Annotated in this window: 17 protein-coding genes; 6 read left to right on the top strand and 11 right to left on the bottom strand. The window is 72.1% G+C overall.

Going from position 1 to position 17,698, the window contains the following annotated elements:
* Window positions 1-16 precede the first annotated feature (16 nt).
* Both ACIODU_RS29375 and ACIODU_RS29380 read right to left on the bottom strand, forming a co-directional pair.
* Window positions 17-247 (bottom strand): DUF397 domain-containing protein, encoded by a 231-nt coding sequence (locus ACIODU_RS29375; protein WP_356433094.1) that lies wholly within the window; start codon window positions 245-247, stop codon window positions 17-19.
* Window positions 244-1,077: a Scr1 family TA system antitoxin-like transcriptional regulator gene (locus ACIODU_RS29380; RefSeq protein ID WP_401771356.1), complete on the bottom strand. Its 834-nt coding sequence runs from the start codon at window positions 1,075-1,077 to the stop codon at window positions 244-246. The genes ACIODU_RS29375 and ACIODU_RS29380 overlap by 4 nt, the downstream gene beginning before the upstream one ends.
* A 129-nt stretch (window positions 1,078-1,206) precedes the next feature.
* Here ACIODU_RS29380 and ACIODU_RS29385 point away from each other — a divergent pair, with 129 nt between their 5' ends.
* Window positions 1,207-1,764, top strand: coding sequence for a YdeI family protein (locus tag ACIODU_RS29385; RefSeq protein WP_401771358.1), 558 nt, complete (start codon window positions 1,207-1,209; stop codon window positions 1,762-1,764).
* Here the strand turns inward: ACIODU_RS29385 and ACIODU_RS29390 are convergent.
* Window positions 1,755-2,258, bottom strand: a complete 504-nt coding sequence (locus tag ACIODU_RS29390) for a GNAT family N-acetyltransferase (RefSeq protein ID WP_401771360.1) — start codon at window positions 2,256-2,258, stop codon at window positions 1,755-1,757. The genes ACIODU_RS29385 and ACIODU_RS29390 overlap by 10 nt on opposite strands.
* Window positions 2,259-2,438: 180 nt before the next feature.
* Window positions 2,439-3,974 carry an aldehyde dehydrogenase (NADP(+)) gene (locus ACIODU_RS29395; protein ID WP_401771362.1) on the bottom strand — a complete coding sequence of 512 codons (1,536 nt, stop codon included), beginning with the start codon at window positions 3,972-3,974 and terminating at the stop codon, window positions 2,439-2,441.
* Between the two features lie 185 nt (window positions 3,975-4,159).
* Between ACIODU_RS29395 and ACIODU_RS29400 the strand changes: the two genes are divergently transcribed.
* Both ACIODU_RS29400 and ACIODU_RS29405 read left to right on the top strand, forming a co-directional pair.
* Window positions 4,160-4,930, top strand: coding sequence for an IclR family transcriptional regulator (locus ACIODU_RS29400; RefSeq protein WP_161312948.1), 771 nt, complete (start codon window positions 4,160-4,162; stop codon window positions 4,928-4,930).
* 120 nt (window positions 4,931-5,050) lie between these two features.
* Window positions 5,051-6,499 carry a penicillin-binding transpeptidase domain-containing protein gene (locus tag ACIODU_RS29405; protein ID WP_401771364.1) on the top strand — a complete coding sequence of 483 codons (1,449 nt, stop codon included), beginning with the start codon at window positions 5,051-5,053 and terminating at the stop codon, window positions 6,497-6,499.
* 63 nt (window positions 6,500-6,562) lie between these two features.
* Here the strand turns inward: ACIODU_RS29405 and ACIODU_RS29410 are convergent, their stop codons facing one another.
* From ACIODU_RS29410 to ACIODU_RS29420, 3 genes are all read right to left on the bottom strand, one after another.
* Window positions 6,563-8,140 carry an amidase gene (locus tag ACIODU_RS29410; protein WP_401771366.1) on the bottom strand — a complete coding sequence of 526 codons (1,578 nt, stop codon included), beginning with the start codon at window positions 8,138-8,140 and terminating at the stop codon, window positions 6,563-6,565.
* Window positions 8,137-8,439: a hypothetical protein gene (locus tag ACIODU_RS29415; protein WP_356433105.1), complete on the bottom strand. Its 303-nt coding sequence runs from the start codon at window positions 8,437-8,439 to the stop codon at window positions 8,137-8,139. The genes ACIODU_RS29410 and ACIODU_RS29415 overlap by 4 nt, the downstream gene beginning before the upstream one ends.
* Window positions 8,440-8,607: 168 nt before the next feature.
* Window positions 8,608-10,032: an NCS2 family permease gene (locus tag ACIODU_RS29420; RefSeq protein ID WP_356433107.1), complete on the bottom strand. Its 1,425-nt coding sequence runs from the start codon at window positions 10,030-10,032 to the stop codon at window positions 8,608-8,610.
* Between the two features lie 208 nt (window positions 10,033-10,240).
* Here ACIODU_RS29420 and ACIODU_RS29425 point away from each other — a divergent pair, with 208 nt between their 5' ends.
* Entirely contained in the window at window positions 10,241-11,449 is a 1,209-nt protein-coding gene (locus ACIODU_RS29425) for an MFS transporter (RefSeq protein ID WP_401771369.1), read from the top strand.
* 890 nt (window positions 11,450-12,339) lie between these two features.
* On the opposite strand, the gene ACIODU_RS29430 is transcribed toward ACIODU_RS29425, so the two are convergent.
* Window positions 12,340-13,125 (bottom strand): SDR family NAD(P)-dependent oxidoreductase, encoded by a 786-nt coding sequence (locus tag ACIODU_RS29430; protein WP_401771372.1) that lies wholly within the window; start codon window positions 13,123-13,125, stop codon window positions 12,340-12,342.
* A 104-nt stretch (window positions 13,126-13,229) separates the two neighbouring features.
* On the opposite strand from ACIODU_RS29430, the gene ACIODU_RS29435 reads away from it, so the two are divergent.
* Together ACIODU_RS29435 and ACIODU_RS29440 are read left to right on the top strand one after the other, a co-directional pair.
* A complete protein-coding gene (locus ACIODU_RS29435; protein WP_401771375.1) occupies window positions 13,230-14,648 on the top strand; it encodes an alkaline phosphatase PhoX in 1,419 nt (472 codons plus the stop codon).
* Between the two features lie 119 nt (window positions 14,649-14,767).
* Window positions 14,768-14,995: a hypothetical protein gene (locus tag ACIODU_RS29440; RefSeq protein WP_356424258.1), complete on the top strand. Its 228-nt coding sequence runs from the start codon at window positions 14,768-14,770 to the stop codon at window positions 14,993-14,995.
* 110 nt (window positions 14,996-15,105) lie between these two features.
* Here ACIODU_RS29440 and ACIODU_RS29445 read toward each other — a convergent pair whose 3' ends face one another.
* The 3 genes from ACIODU_RS29445 to ACIODU_RS29455 all read right to left on the bottom strand — a co-directional run bounded on the left by ACIODU_RS29445 (window position 15,106) and on the right by ACIODU_RS29455 (window position 17,459).
* The gene (locus ACIODU_RS29445) at window positions 15,106-16,311 is read right to left on the bottom strand and encodes a TerD family protein (protein WP_401771376.1); all 1,206 of its coding nucleotides are present in this window, start codon (window positions 16,309-16,311) and stop codon (window positions 15,106-15,108) included.
* A 35-nt stretch (window positions 16,312-16,346) separates the two neighbouring features.
* The gene (locus ACIODU_RS29450) at window positions 16,347-16,571 is read right to left on the bottom strand and encodes a hypothetical protein (protein ID WP_356424263.1); all 225 of its coding nucleotides are present in this window, start codon (window positions 16,569-16,571) and stop codon (window positions 16,347-16,349) included.
* A 78-nt stretch (window positions 16,572-16,649) separates the two neighbouring features.
* Entirely contained in the window at window positions 16,650-17,459 is an 810-nt protein-coding gene (locus tag ACIODU_RS29455) for an NAD-dependent epimerase/dehydratase family protein (protein WP_401771379.1), read from the bottom strand.
* Window positions 17,460-17,698 lie beyond the last annotated feature (239 nt).

Consider the following 17,698-nt stretch of genomic DNA (forward strand, 5'->3'; position numbering starts at 1 on the left):
CGGGCTTCCGACGCTCCTACCCCACGCCCCCGCCAAGCGCTCCGGCCCGAACGGCCCGAACGAACGCGGAGAAGGCCGCGGGCCCGAGCAGCAGGGCGCGACCCTGAGGGTCCTTGCTGTCCCGGACGGGGACGGCATCCGAGTTCGCGACACAAGCGGGCGCCCACTCGACGCAGTCACCGCCGTCCCCGTTGCTGTAGCTGGACTTGACCCACCGCACGCCCGTGAGGTCCTGGCTGCTGCTCATGAGGGAAGTGCCTCCATGGCTGATCGGATGTGTGCCGCCGTATCGCGGGGCGACAGGGCGTAGGCCCTCATCAGATCGTAATCCCGGCGGCGGGTTCTGACCGTTTCCGGTTCTTCCACCAACGTGCCTGAGGTCAGGCCTTCTTCATAGACCACCGACGACTTGTCGTCCAGCGTCATCAGCGTCAACGTGCCGCCGCCGAGCAGTGCGTGCTCGCCGTGACAGAAAGGGAGCAACTGGACTGTGGTGGTGGGTGTGTCCACGAGATCGCACAGGCGGGCCAGTTGGTTCCGCATGACGGCCGGGCCGCCCACCGAGCATCGTACGACCGCCTCGTCGAGAATCATGGACAGGTCCGGTCCCGGCGTGGCGGTCAGCAGGGCCTGCCGACCCATCCTGGCCGCCACCTTCTCCTCGATCGCCTCGGAGGTGGCCCTCGGATTCGTGACGCGGAACAGCGCTCGGGCGTAGCCCTCGGTCTGGACCAGACCGGGAACAAGTTGCCCCGCGTACTGGTCGATCACCCGTGCCCGCGCCTCAAGCTCCATGCGCCGCCGGTACTTGTCCGGGTGGATCTCGTACTTCGCCAACCCGTACAGCTTCTCGAACAACCCGTCCGTCCCGAACGCCGCGTCCAGGCGGGCCGGGAGGTCCGGGGGAATCATCGCGTCCGCTGTTTCGTACCGGGCCAGTGAACTCTTCGCGTATCTCAGGACGCCGGCCAGGCTCTCCAGGCTCATGCCCGCCAGTTCGCGGTGGCGGCGCATCTCGGAGCCGAACAGGTGGCGGGCCGAGCGGTCCGGGGTCAGTTCGCGTGGGCGTGGTGCCATGTGGCTGCAACCCCTTGGTGCTGAGGGTCGGTTGGAGATCGGGCGGTGTCCGATGTTACGCGCTGCTATCGCTCCGTGACGGAAAACGCCTGTGCTTGACTGGGCGTTGTGGCTGAGGAACCGGAAAGTGTGTCGTTCGAGAGCGCCGAGGCGTTCGAGGCGTGGCTGGGCGCGCATCACGCGGCCGCCGACGGGATTTGGCTGAGGCTCAGGAAGAAGACGCCGGGCGTCGCCACGTTCGACTACGCGCAGGCGCTCGACGTGGCCCTCTGCTACGGGTGGATCGACGGGCAGAAGAGGAAAGCGGCCGAGGACACCCACTGGTTGCAGCGGTTCACGCCCCGGCGGGCCCGCAGCAAGTGGTCGAAGATCAACCGCGACAAGGCCGAGGCCCTGATCGCCTCCGGCCGCATGCGGGACGCCGGGCTCGCCGAGGTGGTGCGGGCCAAGGCGGACGGGCGGTGGGAGGCCGCGTACGACGGGCCCAGGACCGTCTCCGTACCGGACGATCTCGCCGCCGCCCTCGCGGCGGAGCCCGTGGCGGCCGAGTTCTTCGCCACGCTCGACAGCCGTAACCGCTTCTCCGTCCTCCACCAGGTCCACGACGCCAAGCGGCCCGAGACGCGCGCCCGCCGTATCGCGAAGTACGTGGCGATGTTCGCGGAGCGGAAGAAGATCTATCCCTGAGACCTGTTCTCGTCGGCGCCCACCACCAGGCGCAGGATCAGGTGCGTGTCGTCGCGCGGGTTCTCCGGGTCCGGGTGCCAGCCGTGTGCCGCGTAGAACGCCTGCGCGCGCCGGTTGGGTTCGAAGACCTCCAGGCGCGCCGTGGTCACCCCGTCCCGCCGCCAGGCCGCCACGCACGCCTCGTGGAGCGCGGCGCCGATCCCCCGACGCCAGTGGGCGGGCGCGACGTGGAGCTGGGTGAGGGTCGTCACGCCGTCGGCGGTACGGTACGCGGCCACGCCCACCGGCCGGCCCTCGGCCTCCGCGCACAGCACCGCCGCGCCCGGCTCGTCGCGGCTCAGCGCGGTGGCCCAACTGGCGCGGGTACGGGCCCGCTCGGCCGGTCCTTCGAACTCCTCGTCCGGGACATGGCCCCGGTAGTACGTGGCCCGGGCCTCCGCATGGAATTCGGTGATCGGGTCGAGATCGGCGGGGACGGCTCGTCTGATGATCATGTTGACGGAGACGTGGGGGCGGGCGGCCCGGTTGCGGTCCCGTCCGACGAGGGGCGCGACCGGAGCGAGCCGCGTACGGACGACCAGCCGTAGGCCACCGCCCGCCCGCCCCCGGGCGCGCCCGCCCGGCCTCGGGGACCGTACGCCCGAAAGAGCCGTACCACCTCCCGAGCCCCCACCTCACCCCCGCGGCACGTCGTCCACCCGCCGCGGCAGCCCCAGCGCGTTCTCGTCCCGCAGCTCCGCCGGCAGCAGCGCCGGCGGCGTCGACTGGTACGTGACCGGCCGCAGCCAGCGTTCGATCGCCGTCGCGCCCACCGACGTGGACGTCGACGTCGTCGCCGGGTACGGGCCCCCGTGCTGCTGGGCCGGCGCCACCGCCACCCCCGTCGGCCACCCGTTGACCAGGACGCGGCCCGCCAGCGGGACCAGCTCGGCCAGCAACGCCACCGCGCCCGGCGCCGTCCCCTCGCCCTCCGCGTCCGACAGCTGGAGCGTCGCCGTGAGGTTGCCCGGCAGCCGGGACAGGACCGCGCCGATCTCGTCCGTCGACGTGTAGCGCGCGACCACCGTCACCGGGCCGAAGCACTCCTCCAGCAGCAGGTCGTGCGGGCCGCCCTCCGCCGTGAGCAGCGCCGCCGGTACGGTCAGGAAGCCCGCGCTCACGGTGTGCTCGCCGCCCGCGCCGGGTGTGATCGGGGCGTCGACGCCGGGCAGCGCGGCCCGTTCCCGTACCCCCGCGACAAACGCGTCCCGCATCCGGTGGTCCAGCATCACGCCGGGCTCGGTCTCGCTCACCGCGCTGGTCAGCGTCTTCAGCAGGCTGTCCCCCGCCGCGCCCGCCGGCGCCAGGACGAAGCCCGGCTTGGTGCAGAACTGTCCCGCGCCCAGCGTCATCGAACCGGCCAGCCCCGCGCCGATCTCCTCGGCCCGCTCGGCCGCCGCCGCCTCGGTGATCACCACGGGGTTGAGGGAGCCCAGCTCGCCGTAGAAGGGGATCGGCGCGGGCCGGGCCGCCGCCGCGTCGAAGAGGGCGCGGCCGCCGCGGATCGAGCCGGTGAAGCCCGCCGCCGACACCAGCGGGTGCCTGACCAGCTCGACGCCCGCCTCGAAGCCGTGCACGACGATCAGGACGTCCTCGTCCAGGCCGACCCGGACCGCCGCCCTGCGCAGTACGGACGCGCACAGCTCGGAGGTGGCCGGGTGGTCGGGGTGCGCCTTGACGACCACCGGGCAGCCGGCCGCCAGCGCGCTCGCGGTGTCGCCGCCGGGGACGGAGAAGGCGAGCGGGAAGTTGCTCGCCGAGTAGACGGCGACGACGCCCAGCGGCACCTTCCAGCGGCGCAGGTCGGGCCACGGCGGGATGCGGGTCGCGTCGGCGTGGTCGATACGGATGTCGAGGAAGGCGCCCTCGTCCACCACCCCGGCGAAGGCGCGCAACTGGGCGGTCGTACGGGCGAGTTCGCCCCGCAGCCGGACCGGCCCGAGGGCCGTCTCGGCGTCCGCCGCCTCGATGACGTGCTCGACCGCCTCGTCGAGGAGGTCGGCGGCGGTACGGAGGAGGGCGGCGCGGACGGTACGGTCGGCGAGCCCCGCTCCGGCGGCCCGCGCCCGGCGCACCGCGGAGTCGACCTCCTCGGCCGTCGCCTCGTCGGCAACCTGCTCGCGCGGCTTCCCCGTTCGGGGGTCGACACTCCAGACTGGTGCTGCTGTCACGACGGCTTCCTTCCCGGCCTTGCGAATCCCGGCCTTGCGAACCTCTGCCATCCACCAGGAGTTGTTCGGTATTCTGAACACAGTTCCTGATAGTGAATCCACAGGGACTCTATTTCCGGGCGTTCTGTGTGGTCAAGAGCGGTCCGCCGGGCCGGAAGCCCGTCGGTCCTGAAGGGCGAGAGACGATGTCGGCTGCGGAATCCGGTGGGGCACAAGTCAAGTCGGCGGTCAGGACGGTGGAGCTGCTCGAATACTTCGCCGGACGGCCCGGCATGCACTCCCTCGCCGCCGTCCAGGAAGCGGTCGGCTACCCCAAGTCCAGCCTCTACATGCTGCTGCGCACCCTGGTCGAGCTGGGCTGGGTGGAGACGGACGCGACGGGGACGCGGTACGGGATCGGGGTACGGGCCCTGCTGGTCGGCACGTCGTACATCGACGGGGACGAGGTCGTCGCCGCCGCCCGCCCCACGCTGGACCGGCTCTCCGACGACACCACCGAGACCATCCACCTCGCGCGCCTGGACGGGACGAACGTGGTGTATCTCGCCACCCGCCAGTCCCAGCACTACCTGCGCCCCTTCACCCGCGTCGGCCGCCGGCTCCCCGCGCACTCGACCTCGCTCGGCAAGGCGCTGCTCGCCACCCACAGCGACGAGCAGGTCCGCAAGATGCTGCCCGAGACGCTGCCCGCGCTGACCGAGCACACGATCACCGACCGCGAGAAGCTCATCGAGGACCTGCGCCTCATCCGCGAGCAGGGCTACTCGGTGGACCGCGAGGAGAACACCCTCGGGCTGCGCTGCTTCGGCATCGCGATCCCGTACCGCACCCCGGCGCGGGACGCGATCAGCTGCTCGGTGCCGGTGGCGCGGCTGACCCCGGGGCACGAGCAGCTGATCAAGGACGCGCTGTTCGACGCCCGCGACCGGCTGACGCTCGCCACGCGGCGGCTCTGACCCGGTCCGCCCGGCTCCGGCGCCACGACATCAAGTGTTCCTGCGCCACGACATGAAGAGTTCCTGAGAACGGCGGCCCGGGGGAACGCGCGCCGCCGTTCCGCTCGTCTCCCGTACGGGATGAACAAGACGATCAGACGCGCCTCGGTGTTCTGCCTGCTGCTGGTCCTCGCGCTCCTCGTGCGGGTGACCTGGCTCCAGGCGTACGACGCCCGCGCCCTCGCGGACAGCAAGTACAACCAGCGGAAGGCCATCGCGCAGTACGCGCAGCCGCTGGGTGACATCGTCGTGGCCGGTTCGCCGGTCACCGGGTCCCGGCGGACCTCCGGCGGGCAGCTCGCCTACGAGCGGACGTACACCGACGGCAAGCTCTACGCCGCCGTCACCGGTTTCAGCTCGCAGGTGTACGGCTCCACCCAGCTGGAGGGCATCTACGGCGACGTCCTCGACGGCAAAGACTCCCGGCTGGGCAACCCGCTCGACGCGCTCACCGGTGAGCGGACGAAGCCCGGTGACGTGCTGACGACGATCGACCCCGGCGTGCAGAGGGCCGCCTACGACGCCCTCGGGGACAAGAAGGGCGCGGCGATCGCGCTCGACCCGAAGACCGGGCGCGTCCTCGCGGTCGTCTCGACCCCGTCGTACGACCCCTCCACGATCAGCGGGACGGCGGACGGCACGGCCTGGCAGCGGTTGAGCGCGGACAAGGACATGCCGATGCTCAACCGCGCGCTGCGCCAGCCGCTGCCGCCCGGGTCGACGTTCAAGCTGGTCGTGGCGTCGGCGGCGCTGGAGGACGGGCTGTACGGCTCCGTCGACGTGCCGACCGACAGCCCGGACCCGTACACCCTGCCGGACACGGCCACCGTGCTGCGCAACGAGAGCGCCTCCGACCCCTGCGAGAACGCCACGATCAGGAACGCCCTGCGCTACTCGTGCAACACGGTCTTCGCGAAGATGGCCGACGACCTGGGGCAGGACAAGGTCGCGGCGATGGCGAAGAAGTACGGCTTCGACAACGCGGCGCAGGACATGCCGGTGCGGGCGGCGAAGAGTGTCTACCCGGCCGGCATGGACCGGGCGCAGACCGGTCTGTCGGGCATCGGCCAGTTCGATGTGACCGCGACCCCGCTCCAGATGGCGATGGTGTCGTCCGCGCTGGCGAACGACGGGCTGCTCGCGGCCCCGCACCTGGTGTCGAAGGTCGTGAACGGCGACGGCGACACGCTCCAGTCGTACCAGGACGGCGACACGACCCGGATCGTCTCCGCCTCGACGGCGGAGCAGCTGCGCAGCGCGATGCGGACGGTGGTCGAGTCGGGGACGGGCACGAACGCGCGCGTGCCGGGCGCGGAGGTGGGCGGCAAGACGGGTACGGCGCAGCACGGCGTCGACAACAGCCAGACGCCGTACGCGTGGTTCACGTCGTACGCGAAGGACACCGCGACCGGGAACGAGGTGGCGGTCGCGGTGGTCGTGGAGGACTCGGACGCGGCGCGCGCGGAGGTCAGCGGCAACGGGCTGGCGGCGCCGGTGGCACAGAAGATGATGACGGCGGCGCTGAAGTAGCCCGCGGGTCGTGCGCACCACCGGCGGGGGGGGGTGCGTACGACCCGCAGGCCCGCGCTCACCTCACGCGCTCTGCGCCGCCGCCTCCTCCGCGCTCAACCGCGGGCGCGGTGCGGCCGCCAGACGCTTGCCCGCGGCGGCCGGTGACGGGTCGGCCGGGCGGCGGGTGTGCCAGTCGGTCACCGACTGGTAGGCCGCCGCGACCTCCAGCAGCCGGTCCTCCTCGTACGGCTGTCCGCCGAGGATCACGCCGGACGGTATCCCCGCCACGAACCCGGCGGGGAAGGCCAGTTCGGGCAGCCCGAGGATGTCGAAGGGCACCGGTCCCGTCTGGAGCAGGACGTCGCAGCGGGCCATGACCCCGTCCAGGACCTCGCGCAGCAGGTGGTTCTTGGCCCGCTGCGCGGTGATCCACTCGTCGCCGGACAGCATCAGCCCCTGGAGCCAACTGAGCAGCGAGACACCGAACTTGGTGGGGTCCTCCTGGAGCCAGTGCCGGAACGGCTCGGTGCGCTCGGACAGCCGGGCGTCGTTGAACGTGCCGGTGAGCAGCCCCCAGTCGGCGGGGTACGTGACGTCGACCAGCGTCACCCCCGGGATCGCGTCGAGCGTGGCGAGGAACGCCCGGCGCACGTCGGCGGCGCTGTTCAGGAAGTCCGCGGGCACCCCGATCCGGGTCGCGCGGCGCAGCTTCACCCTGCCCCGCGAGAGCACCGGCGTGGCGGCCCGTACGAGATCCGGCAGACGCGGCAGTCCGAGGGTGCGCGGATCGGCCGGGTCGGGGCCCGCCATCACGGAGAGCATCAGCGCGGCGTCCATCGCGTCGCGCGCCAGGGGTCCCGGGTGGTCGCGGGTGTACGAGAGGGGGATGACGCCGTGCGCGGAGACGCGGCCCATCGTGGGCTTGAGGCCGGTGAGGTTCTGCCGGTTGGAGGGCTGGACGATGGATCCGCCGGTCTGGGTGCCGATGGACGACGACGCCATCCGCCCGGCGACGGAGCAGGCGGGCCCGGTGGACGAACCGCCGGGATCCGTGGCGGGGTTGTCGGGGGTCCAGGCGTTGACGGTGGTGACGGTCCCGTTGGGGGTGGTCGCCCGGGTGGTGGCGAGCGGGCCCATCTGGCCCTTGCCCAGGACGATTCCGCCGGCGGCGGTGAGCCGGGCGACGGCGGTCGCGTCGTGGTCGGGGACGAAGTCCTCGAAGATCAGGGAGTTGCAGCGGGTCGGCACCCCGCGCGTGAAGTAGTTGTCCTTGACGCAGAGCGGAATGCCGCTCAACACCCCGCGTCTGCCCTCGCGATCGGCCTTGCGCGCGGCGGTGAGCGCGCTCGCGCCGGTCACCACGGCGTACGCCTGGTACGTGGAGTCGAAGGTGTCGATCCGGTCGAGGTACGCCTCCACGAGCGTCGCGGACTTCAGCTTGCGCTGCCGCATCAGGACGGCGGCCTCGGCGAGCGTCGCCTCGGTCGGATCGCGGCGCGCGGCGTCCCGTACGGGGATGTCGGGGAGGTACGGCGCGGCCCCGGCGGTGGTGGCCGGGCTGGCGGCGGCGGGCGCGGCCAGGGCCGTACCCCCGACGACGGCACCGGTCGCGGCGGCCGAACCGGCCAGGAACACACGGCGGTTGAGGGTGCGGCTCATCGTCCGTCCGCCTCTCCGGTCCAGGCTTCCGTGATCGACGGGTAGAGCAGCGGCGGCGAGGCCTGCTGGGCGTACTCCGGCGCGGGCGTGCCCGTCACGGGCGGCGACCAGCCGCCGATGGCGGCGGGGGTCGAGGCGACGAAGGAGCGCAGGGAGTTCAGGACCTGGGCGCGCGTGGGGACACCGGTCGCGGGGTCGGACTGTTCGGGCAGCAGGGTGAGGTCGAAACCGGCCAGGGCGAGCCTGGTCCTGACGTAGGCGTCCAACTGCTCCTGGGTGGGCGGCTGTAGCTGGCTCAAGGGGAACCTCCGGGGTCACCGGGCCGTGCGAGGAAGTGCGGGGGGGTGCAGTGCGCGACTCCATCACCCGTCGATGACCGCCTCGTTGAGCTCACGCTTCACATGCGTTACCAAGAACGCTCATGACCTGCGCGGCCGTTACCGGCCGCCGCACCCAGGCCGGGCCGGTCAGCCGATCCACTGCTCGATCGGGTCGATCGCGAAGTAGACGACGAACAGGGCGGCGGTGGCCCAGAGCAACCAGTGCACCTCGCGCGCCTTGCCGAGCACCGTCTTGATGACGACGTACGCCAGGAAGCCGGCGCCGATGCCGTTGGTGATGGAGTACGTGAACGGCATGACCGCGATCGTCAGGAAGGCCGGGACGGCGATCTCGTACTTCTCCCAGTCGATGTGCCGGACCTGCGACATCAGCAGGAAGCCCACCACGATGAGCGCGGGCGCCGCCGCCTGCGCCGGGACGATGAGCGCGAGCGGCGCGAGGAAGAGCGAGAGGCCGAACAGGGCGCCGGTGACGACGGAGGCGAAGCCGGTACGGGCGCCTTCGCCGACGCCCGCCGCCGATTCGATGTACGCGGTGTTGGAGGAGGCGGAGGCCGCGCCGCCCGCGACCGCCGCCGCGCCGTCGATGAGCAGGACGCGGCCGAGGTTCGGGACCTTGCCGTTCTCGTCCAGGAGCCCGGCCTCGTTGGAGACGCCGACGACGGTGCCCATGGTGTCGAAGAAGTCGCTGAGGATGAGGGTGAAGACCAGCAGGACGAGCGTGACCACGCCGATCTGTTGGAAGGCGCCGAAGAGGCTGAAGGAGCCGATGAGCCCGAAGTCCGGCGCGGCGACGAGGTCGTCGGGGACGGACGGCACGGTGAGCCCCCACGCGGCGGGCTTGATGTCGGCGATCTCGTTGATCAGGACGGCGACGAGGGTCGTCACGACGATGCCGAGGAGGATCGCGCCCTTCACCTTGCGGGCCACCAGCGCGAGGGTCAGCAGCACCCCGAGGCAGAAGACCAGGACGGGCCAGCCCGAGAGGTGTCCGGTGGCGCCGAGCTGCACCGGTACGGAGCCGGTGTCGCCGGGTATCCGGGTGACGAAGCCCGCGTCGATGAAGCCGATGAACGCGATGAACAGCCCGATGCCGACGCTGATGGCCTGCTTGAGGGACTGCGGGATGGCGTTCATGACGGCCTCGCGCAGCCCGGTGACGACCAGGACGCAGATCAGCAGCCCCTCCAGCACCACCAGGCCCATCGCGTCGGGCCAGCTCATCAGCGGGGCGAGCTGGAAGGCGACCACGGCGTTGAGGCCGAGGCCGGCCGCGATGGCGAGCGGCAGGTTGCCGCCGAGCCCCATGATCGCGGTCATCACGGCGGCGACCAGGGCGGTGGCGGTGACCAGTTGGGGCCCGGAGAGGTGGGCGCCGAACTTGTCCTCGGCGCTGCCGAGGATGATCGGGTTGAGGACGAGGATGTAGGCCATCGTGAAGAACGTGGCGAAGCCGCCGCGTATCTCCCTGGCGTAGGTCGAACCCCGCTCGCTGATCTTGAAGTACCGGTCCACGGCACTGCCGTTCTCGTGTGTTGCCTGGCCTGACATGGGGCTCCTCGCCGGGGTCGGACGGTCGCGGGGGGGGTACGGGGGATTGTGCACCTGTCAGGAACGGTTCAGGTTTTCAGGGTGTTACGCGTTGTCCGGCGCGACATCTTTCCGATGCCTTTCCGAGGCCCTTCCGAGGCCTTTCTGAGGCACGGGATAGGGCGGTTGCCCCATGCCGGCGCCCCTCCTCAGCCACCACCCTGACGCCATGCGACGTAAAGAAGAGCGGGGCGGCGGGGTACTGCGGGACCGGAACGCGGGGCTGTACCTGGCCGGGGTGGTGGTGTCCGGGTTCGGCACCTCGGCGATGTGGCTGACCGCCGGGATCTGGGTCAAGTCCCTGACCGGCTCGGACAGTCTGGCGGCGCTGACCGTCTTCGCGATGTGGGCGCCGATGCTGATGGGGCCGGTGCTGGGCGGGATCGCCGACCGGGTGCGGCGGCGGCCGCTGCTGATCGTCTGCAACCTGGCGATGGCCCTCCTGCTGACGGCGCTCCTCGCCGTCGACTCGGCGGACCGGATCTGGATCCTCTTCGCCGTGCTGTTCGTGTACGGGACGACCGGGGTCGTCATGGACGCGGCGGAGACGGCGCTGGTCGCCGGGGTGGTCGACCAGCGGCTGCTGGGCGGGTTCAACGGGCTGCGGACGACGGCCAACGAGGGCATGAAGCTCCTGGCCCCGCTGGCGGGCGCGGCGCTGTACGCGCGGTACGGCGGGGGTCCGGTGGCGCTCCTGGACGCGGCGACGTTCGCCTTGGCGGCGGGGGTGTTCGCGTCGATGCGGGTGCGGGAGTCCCCGCCGGTCTCTTCGCGCGAGCGTGGCCGGCGGTCCGCGACGGCGGAGGGGATACGGCAGCTGCGCGCCGCCCCGGCCGCGGGCCCCCTCGTGCTGGCCGCAGCGGCGACGATGCTGCTGGCGGGGCTGAACGGCGCGGCGATCTACGCGGTCGTCGACGAGGGCCTCGGCCGCTCCCCCGCGTACGTGGGCGTGCTGTACGCGGTGCAGGGCGCCGGTTCCGTCCTGATCGGCCTCCTGGCGGGCCCGCTGCTGCGCCGCCTCCCGGAACGGGTGTTCGCGGCGGCGGGGATAGCGGTGTTCGCGGTGTCCCTCGGCCTACGGGCCCTCCCGCACGACGCGGCGGTCCTGGCGAGCGCGGTGGGGGTGGGGGCGGGGCTGCCGTGCGTCCTGATCGCCGCGATGACGGCGGTGCAGCGGGAGGTCCCGGCGGCGGTGCTGGGCCGCGTGTCCGCGACCGCGACGACGCTGATCTACGCGCCTAACGCGGTGGCGTTGGCGGTGGGGGCGGGGTTGGTGGCGTTCGTGAACGCGGGGGCGCTGCTCGTCGCGGCCTGCGCGGTTGGTCTGGCGACGGCGTGGGGTATTGCGCGCCGCCCGGTGGTGGGCGCGGCCCACTGATTGCGCGTCTGCCCGAGGCGCGGGCGCGGCTTACTACTTGTCCTCAAACGCCGGACGGGCTGGGTTTGTCGTGGTGACGGGGGGCGGGGCCTGCGGAGGTACGTATGTCCGGACTGCATGTTTTACGGCGCGTGCGAGCCCTTGTTTCGTTAACGGTAGCCATGCGCCACAAAACACGCTTTACGTCCGGACACACGCACCTCCTCCGACCCCACCCCCCTCACGCCGCCGGGAACAGTGAACGACCCCGCCCGCCCCGGGGGTGGTTGCGGCCCGGCACGCGAGCGCGGCTTACTGATTGTCCTCAAGCGCCGGACGGGCTGGATGGGGTGCGTCCTGGCGGGCTGAAGGTCCGTCGGGACGGGGTGGATTGTGGCCTCCGCGCCGGTGATGGGTGCGGGTTACCGATGTCCTCAAACGCCGGACGGGCTGGATGGTGCCCTGCGCGGGTCAAAGATGTCCTCAAGCGCCGGACGGGCTGGGGGGGCGTCCGGACGGGCTTGGAATGCCCCCGTGCGGGCCCTGACTTCCTCCCGCCCCGCCCCGGAGCGGGCCGGGAAGTGACGCGGGCCTGGAAGGGGGACGGGCAGGGGTCGTGTCCGGAACGTAAAGCGTGTTTTGTGTCGCATGGCGAACGTCAATCAAGACGACCGGCCGCACGCGACGTAAAACATGCAGTGCAGGACACGACCCCTGACCGGCCCCCGGCAACCGACCCGCGCATACGCAACCCGCCCGCAGCGGGCACCACCAAGCCCGTCCGGCGATTGAGGACAATCAGTAAGCCGCGCCCGCGCCCCGGGCAGACGCCAAAACCCAGCCCGTCCGGCGCTTGAGGACAATCAGTAAGCGCAACCCGTCACCGGGCCGACGTTCAAGACCCCGCCCCCTCACCGGAGGTGCGACGCTCCGTTGAGGTCCAGCACCACCCCCGCCCCCCACTCCGCCCCCGGCGACGCCAGCCACCGCACCGCCGACGCCACCTCCTCCACCCGCCCCACCCGCCCGAACGGGCTCTGCGCCCGGATCGCCTCGCCCTCCGGGCCCGACAACCGCTCCGCCACCCGCTCCGTCTCGAAGAAGCCGGGGGCCACCGACGCCACCCCGATGCCGTACGGGGCCAGGGACACCGCCAGGGACTGCCCCAGCGCGTGCACCGCCGCCTTCGTCGCGCCGTAGGCGGGGTGGTCCGGCTCACCCCGGTACGCCCCGCGTGAGCCGATGTTCACGATCCGGCCCGCCACGCCCCGGTCGATCATGCCCCGCGCCGCCCGGTGGCTGAGCAGCGCCGTGGCGAGGACGTTCACGGACAGGTGGCGCTGCCAGATCTCCGTCCACTCCTCGTACGACGTCGTCGCCGGCGGATGCCGTTCGTTGACCGCCGCGTTGTTGACCAGGACGTCGATCCCGCCCAGCGCCTCCGCCGCCTCGTCCGCGACCCGGGCCGCCTCCGCCGGGTCGGAGAGGTCGCCGCCGACCAGCACGTGCCCCGTACCGTCCAGGGACTCCAGCGTGAGCCGGGCGTCGGCCGCGCGGGTCCCGTAGTGGACGGCGACCACGTCGCCGTTGGCGGCGAAGGCCCGGGCCACCGCGCGGCCCAGCCCGCGCGACGCCCCGCTGACGAGCACACGACGACCGGTCGCGGGCAGGGAAGTCACCGGCAGGTTCATGGACATGGGCCTTTCGTACGTCGGACGCTGTTCAACCGCCGTTTATACGCGCACGCGAGGGTGTCCCCCCAACGCCGAGCCACACCCCCACGCCCCAGGAGGCCGTCGCGATGCCGCTGACCCGCAGGGAATTCTCCGGGAAGTCCGCTCTCACCGGCGCCGGCCTCGTCCTCACGGGCGCCGCCGGAGCCCTCGCGACGGCCCCCGGCGCCCTCGCCGCCGAGGACGCGCCCGAGGTGTCGTGCGGACCCGCGCCGCGGCCGGGGTACGGACCGCTGCTTCCCGACCCCGCCGGGATGCTCGCCCTGCCGGAGGGGTTCTCGTACCGCGTCCTCACCCACAGCGGGGTCACCCGGCTGGAGAGCGGCGAGTTCACGCCGTCGGACCACGACGGCACCGCCACGTTCGACGGCCCGCGCGGTACGACGCTGCTGGTCAACAACCACGAGCTGGACGGGCCCCGGACCGACTACCCGTACCCGGTGCCGCTGACCGAGGGGCTGGTGTACGACCCGGCGGCGGCCGGCGGCTGCACCGTCGTCGAGACGCACCGCGACGGCCGGACCGCCGAGTGGGTCGGCATCGCCGGCACCTCCACGAACTGCGCGGGCGGGCGCACCCCGTGGGGCACCTGGCTGACGTGCGAGGAGAACGCCGACCGGGCCGGCCAGAACGGGATGACCAAGGACCACGGCTTTGTCTTCGAGGTGGACCCGTACGACCGCGGGGCCAACCGCGACCCCCGGCCCGTCAAGGCGTTCGGCCGGTTCGAGCACGAGGCCGTCGTGGTGGACCCGCGCACCGGGCACGCCTATCTGACGGAGGACGCGGACGGCCCCAACGGGCTGCTCTACCGCTGGGTCCCGCCGAAGGGCTTCGAGCACGGCCGGGGCAGGCTCCGGCACCTCGCCGACGACGCGGGGGTGCTCCAGGCTCCGCGCTGCTTCGACGCGGGCGGGCGGTTCGTGGACGACCTGTCGCGCGCCACGAAGATCGGCACGGTGTACGGCGTGGACTGGCTGGAGGTGCCCGACCGGCAGGCGCGGACCGTCGAGGTGCGGGAGCAGTTCGACGACGGGGACGTCACCCGCGCCAGGAAGCTGGAGGGCATGTGGTGGGCGGACGGGGGCGCGTACGTCGTCTCCTCGTACGCCCGCGACGAGAGCCCGGGCCGCCCGCACGACGGGCAGGTCTGGTTCTACGACCCCCGGCGCCGCACGCTCACCCTCAAGGTGCTGCTCGGGGTCAACACGGATCCGGACCGGGACGGGGCCTTCGACGGCCCGGACAACATCACCGTCTCGCCGTACGGCGGGCTGATCCTCGCGGAGGACGGCGAGGGGGTCCAGCATCTCTTCGGGGCGACGGAGAGCGGGGTCACGTACCCGATCGCGCGCAACGACCTCAACGACAGCGAGTTCACGGGTGTCGTGTTCTCGCCGGACGGCGCCGTCCTGTACGCCAACATCCAGGAGCCGGGGATCATGCTGGCCGTCACCGGCCCCTGGCGGCGTTCGCCCCGGCGCTGACCGGGCGGCCCGCGCGGGGCTCCGGGCACCCCCGGCAGGGCCCTGGAACGGGTGATCCGGCGGGCCGGTCGGCGGTCGGGCATGGCGCGGCGGGGCCCCTTGGGCGCATACTCCAAGTAATGACAAAGTCAGCCGGATCCCGGCGCCACCTGCCGTCCAGTCCCTTCAACCGCCAAGGCCCGGCCTCGCCCCCGCCCGAGAAGTTCGATGTCGGAGACCGCGTCTCCCACGACCAGTTCGGGCTGGGAAGAGTCATCGGAGTCGAGGGCGAACACGCCGTGCTCATCGATTTCTCGGGGCGCCAGGGAAGGATCCTGACCCCCTTTTCCAAACTGACCAAGCTCTGAAGCGGAGCCTGGAGAAGGCCGAGCCCCGGGCCGCCGCCGGTCGTGGAGACCGTGGCGGCCCGCTGGGCGTTCCGGCGCCGTCCTGACGGTCCCGGGACGGCCTCCAGGGCTCAGAGGATCTTCGCCGCGGGCTTCACCATGCCGCGGACCGTACGGGACTTCACGAACTCCCCGAGGCCGGTCATCTCCCACTCGCCGGAGAACTGCTTGATCAGCTTGGCCATCATCACGCCGGTCTGCGGCTCGGCGCCGGTCAGGTCGAAGCGGACCAGCTCCTCGTCGGTGGCCGCGTCGATCAGCCGGCAGTAGGCCTTCGCCACCTCGTTGAACTTCTGGCCCGTGAACGAGTTCACGGTGAAGACCAGGCCGGTCGCCTCGGCGGGCAGCCGGCCGAGGTCCACGACGATCACCTCGTCGTCCCCCGCGCCCTCGCCGGTGAGGTTGTCCCCGGAGTGCTTGATCGCGCCGTTGAGGATGGACAGCCGGCCGAAGTAGCAGCTGTCCAGGTGCTTGCGGTCGGGGCCGTAGGCGATGACCGAGGCGTCGAGGTCGATGTCCTTGCCGCCGTACGCCGGCTCCCAGCCGAGGCCCATCTTGACCTTGCTGAGCAGCGGGCGGCCGCCCTTGACCAGGGAGACGGTCTGGTTCTTCTGGAGGCTGACGCGCCCCTTGTCGAGGTTGATCTTGCCGGAGCCCGGCGCGGAGGGCGCCGGGGCCTGCGGGGCGGGCGGGGCCGCGGGGGCGGGGGGCGCGGCCACGCGCGGGTCGGCCGCGCGCACGGGCGGGGCCTGGGCCGGGGCGGGCGCGGCGGCGGGCTCCTCCACGGAGACGCCGAAGTCGGTGGCGATCCCGGCCAGCCCGTTCGCGTACCCCTGTCCGACGGCACGGACCTTCCAGGCGCCGTTGCGCAGGTAGATCTCGACGATCACCAGCGCGGTCTCGGCGCCGAGCTGCGGGGGTGTGAACGTGGCGAGCACGCTGCCGTCGGCCGCGTTCCGGACCGTCGCCGTGGGCTCGATGCCCTGGAAGCTCTGCCCCGCCGCGTCCGGGCTCGCCGTGACGACGATCTTCTCGATGCCGGCCGGGACGGAAGCGGTGTCGACGACGATGGCGTCCGGGGCCGTACCGCCGCCCGAGCGGTAGCTCACGCCGGGGCCCGCGGGCTGGTTGTAGAAGATGAAGTCGTCGTCGGAGCGCACCTTGCCGTCGGCGGTGAGCAGCAGGCCCGATACGTCGAGCCGCGCCGGAGCGGTGACGTCCACCGCCACGTGGGCGGTGGGAAGAGGGATGTTCGAGCCGGGGGTCATAGCTGTCATGCCGTCGTAACGAGCGACCCGGCTTTGCCGTTCCCTTACCTACGCCGATTGCGCGAATGTTCGCGCGCGACCCGCTCGTTCCCGAACTTGTACGCGCCGGTCCAGCGGGCCATGACGAGCTGGGCGTCGCCCTGGTCGACCTCGGCCAGGAACTTCTCCGCCCGGGCGCCGCGCAGCGTCGCGGCGGCGCGCCCGCGGTGGGTGACGACGACCGTGCCGTCACCCCGGCGCTCGTAGGTGAATCCGAAAGGCCTGGGCATACCGCCATCGTGCCCGCAGGGCACGATGCTGTCGCGCGGATTTCGGGCGCCCCGGCCCGGCGGGGACCGGCGTGGGGGTCAGTGGGGCCACTGGGGCGGGTGGGTCGTGAAGTGCCCGCCCAGGTGCGCGTGGTCGGGGTTGGCCGGGTCCAGTTCGCCCTGTTCGGCGATGAGCTTCGCGGCGTACGGCTCCGAGTCGTCCTGGGGGTCGTACCCCAGCGCCCGGGCGCCGGACAGGTCCCACCACAGCCGGGTGTTGGCGGAGGAGCCGTACACGACGGTGTGGCCGACGTCCTCGGCGGTGAGGGCGGCGTGGAAGAGCCGGGCGCCGTCGGCGGGGCTCATCCATACGGACAGCATCCGTACGGAGGTCGGCTCGGCGAAGCAGGAGCCGATCCGGACGGAGACGGTCTCCATGCCGTGCAGGTCCCAGTAGAGCTGCGCGAGGTCCTCGCCGAAGCACTTGGAGAGGCCGTAGTACGTGTCGGGCCGGCGCGGGGTGTCGACGGGGATCAGCGGGTCGTCGCCCTGGGGGCGCGGGGTGAAGCCGACCGCGTGGTTGCTGGAGGCGAAGACCGTGCGCGGGATCCCGGCCGCGCGGGCCGCCTCGTACAGGTTGTACGTCCCCTCGATGTTGGCCCTGAGGATCTTGTCGAAGGAGGCTTCCAGGGAGATGCCCGCGAGGTGGAGGATCGCGTCGACACCGTCCACCGCCTCCCGCAGCGCGTCCTTGTCCGCCAGATCGGCCGTGAGGGCGTCCGGCGCGCCCTCGACGGGCCGGGAGTCGAAGAGGCGCAGTTCGTAGCCGTACGCGGGCAGCAGGCCCCGCATCAGGGTGCCGAGGCCGCCGGCGGCGCCGGTCAGCAGGACGGTGCGGGGTGCGGGCATGGGCGCGGTCTCCTCGGCGGTACGGTCGGCGGCCTGTCACTGGACTCAGATCCGTAGACGGTATTCACATGCGTGGACACGCTAAGGAGTGCCCCTCCGTACCGTCAAGTCTCGCGCGGCGGGGAGTGATCCGCCTCCTGGTTGCTGTTTCCTGTCTTGACCTGCGCCGCGCGGCTGCCCTAGCGTGGTCGTGTTCAGAGATATGGACATCGATCAGAATTGTGCACGGGCGGTGAGCG

It is taken from the genome of Streptomyces sp. NPDC088261 (assembly GCF_044740805.1).
Lineage (GTDB): Bacteria > Actinomycetota > Actinomycetes > Streptomycetales > Streptomycetaceae > Streptomyces.

Coding starts and splice junctions, on each gene's coding strand:
- ACIODU_RS29410 (WP_401771366.1), bottom strand. CDS start 8,140: ATGAGCCGCACCCTCAACCGCCGTGTGTTCCTGGCCGGTTCGGCCGCC.
- ACIODU_RS29420 (WP_356433107.1), bottom strand. CDS start 10,032: ATGTCAGGCCAGGCAACACACGAGAACGGCAGTGCCGTGGACCGGTAC.
- ACIODU_RS29455 (WP_401771379.1), bottom strand. CDS start 17,459: ATGCCCGCACCCCGCACCGTCCTGCTGACCGGCGCCGCCGGCGGCCTC.
- ACIODU_RS29405 (WP_401771364.1), top strand. CDS start 5,051: ATGAACAAGACGATCAGACGCGCCTCGGTGTTCTGCCTGCTGCTGGTC.
- ACIODU_RS29380 (WP_401771356.1), bottom strand. CDS start 1,077: ATGGCACCACGCCCACGCGAACTGACCCCGGACCGCTCGGCCCGCCAC.
- ACIODU_RS29390 (WP_401771360.1), bottom strand. CDS start 2,258: ATGATCATCAGACGAGCCGTCCCCGCCGATCTCGACCCGATCACCGAA.
- ACIODU_RS29430 (WP_401771372.1), bottom strand. CDS start 13,125: ATGTCCATGAACCTGCCGGTGACTTCCCTGCCCGCGACCGGTCGTCGT.
- ACIODU_RS29375 (WP_356433094.1), bottom strand. CDS start 247: ATGAGCAGCAGCCAGGACCTCACGGGCGTGCGGTGGGTCAAGTCCAGC.
- ACIODU_RS29435 (WP_401771375.1), top strand. CDS start 13,230: ATGCCGCTGACCCGCAGGGAATTCTCCGGGAAGTCCGCTCTCACCGGC.
- ACIODU_RS29400 (WP_161312948.1), top strand. CDS start 4,160: ATGTCGGCTGCGGAATCCGGTGGGGCACAAGTCAAGTCGGCGGTCAGG.
- ACIODU_RS29450 (WP_356424263.1), bottom strand. CDS start 16,571: ATGCCCAGGCCTTTCGGATTCACCTACGAGCGCCGGGGTGACGGCACG.
- ACIODU_RS29425 (WP_401771369.1), top strand. CDS start 10,241: ATGCGACGTAAAGAAGAGCGGGGCGGCGGGGTACTGCGGGACCGGAAC.
- ACIODU_RS29440 (WP_356424258.1), top strand. CDS start 14,768: ATGACAAAGTCAGCCGGATCCCGGCGCCACCTGCCGTCCAGTCCCTTC.
- ACIODU_RS29445 (WP_401771376.1), bottom strand. CDS start 16,311: ATGACAGCTATGACCCCCGGCTCGAACATCCCTCTTCCCACCGCCCAC.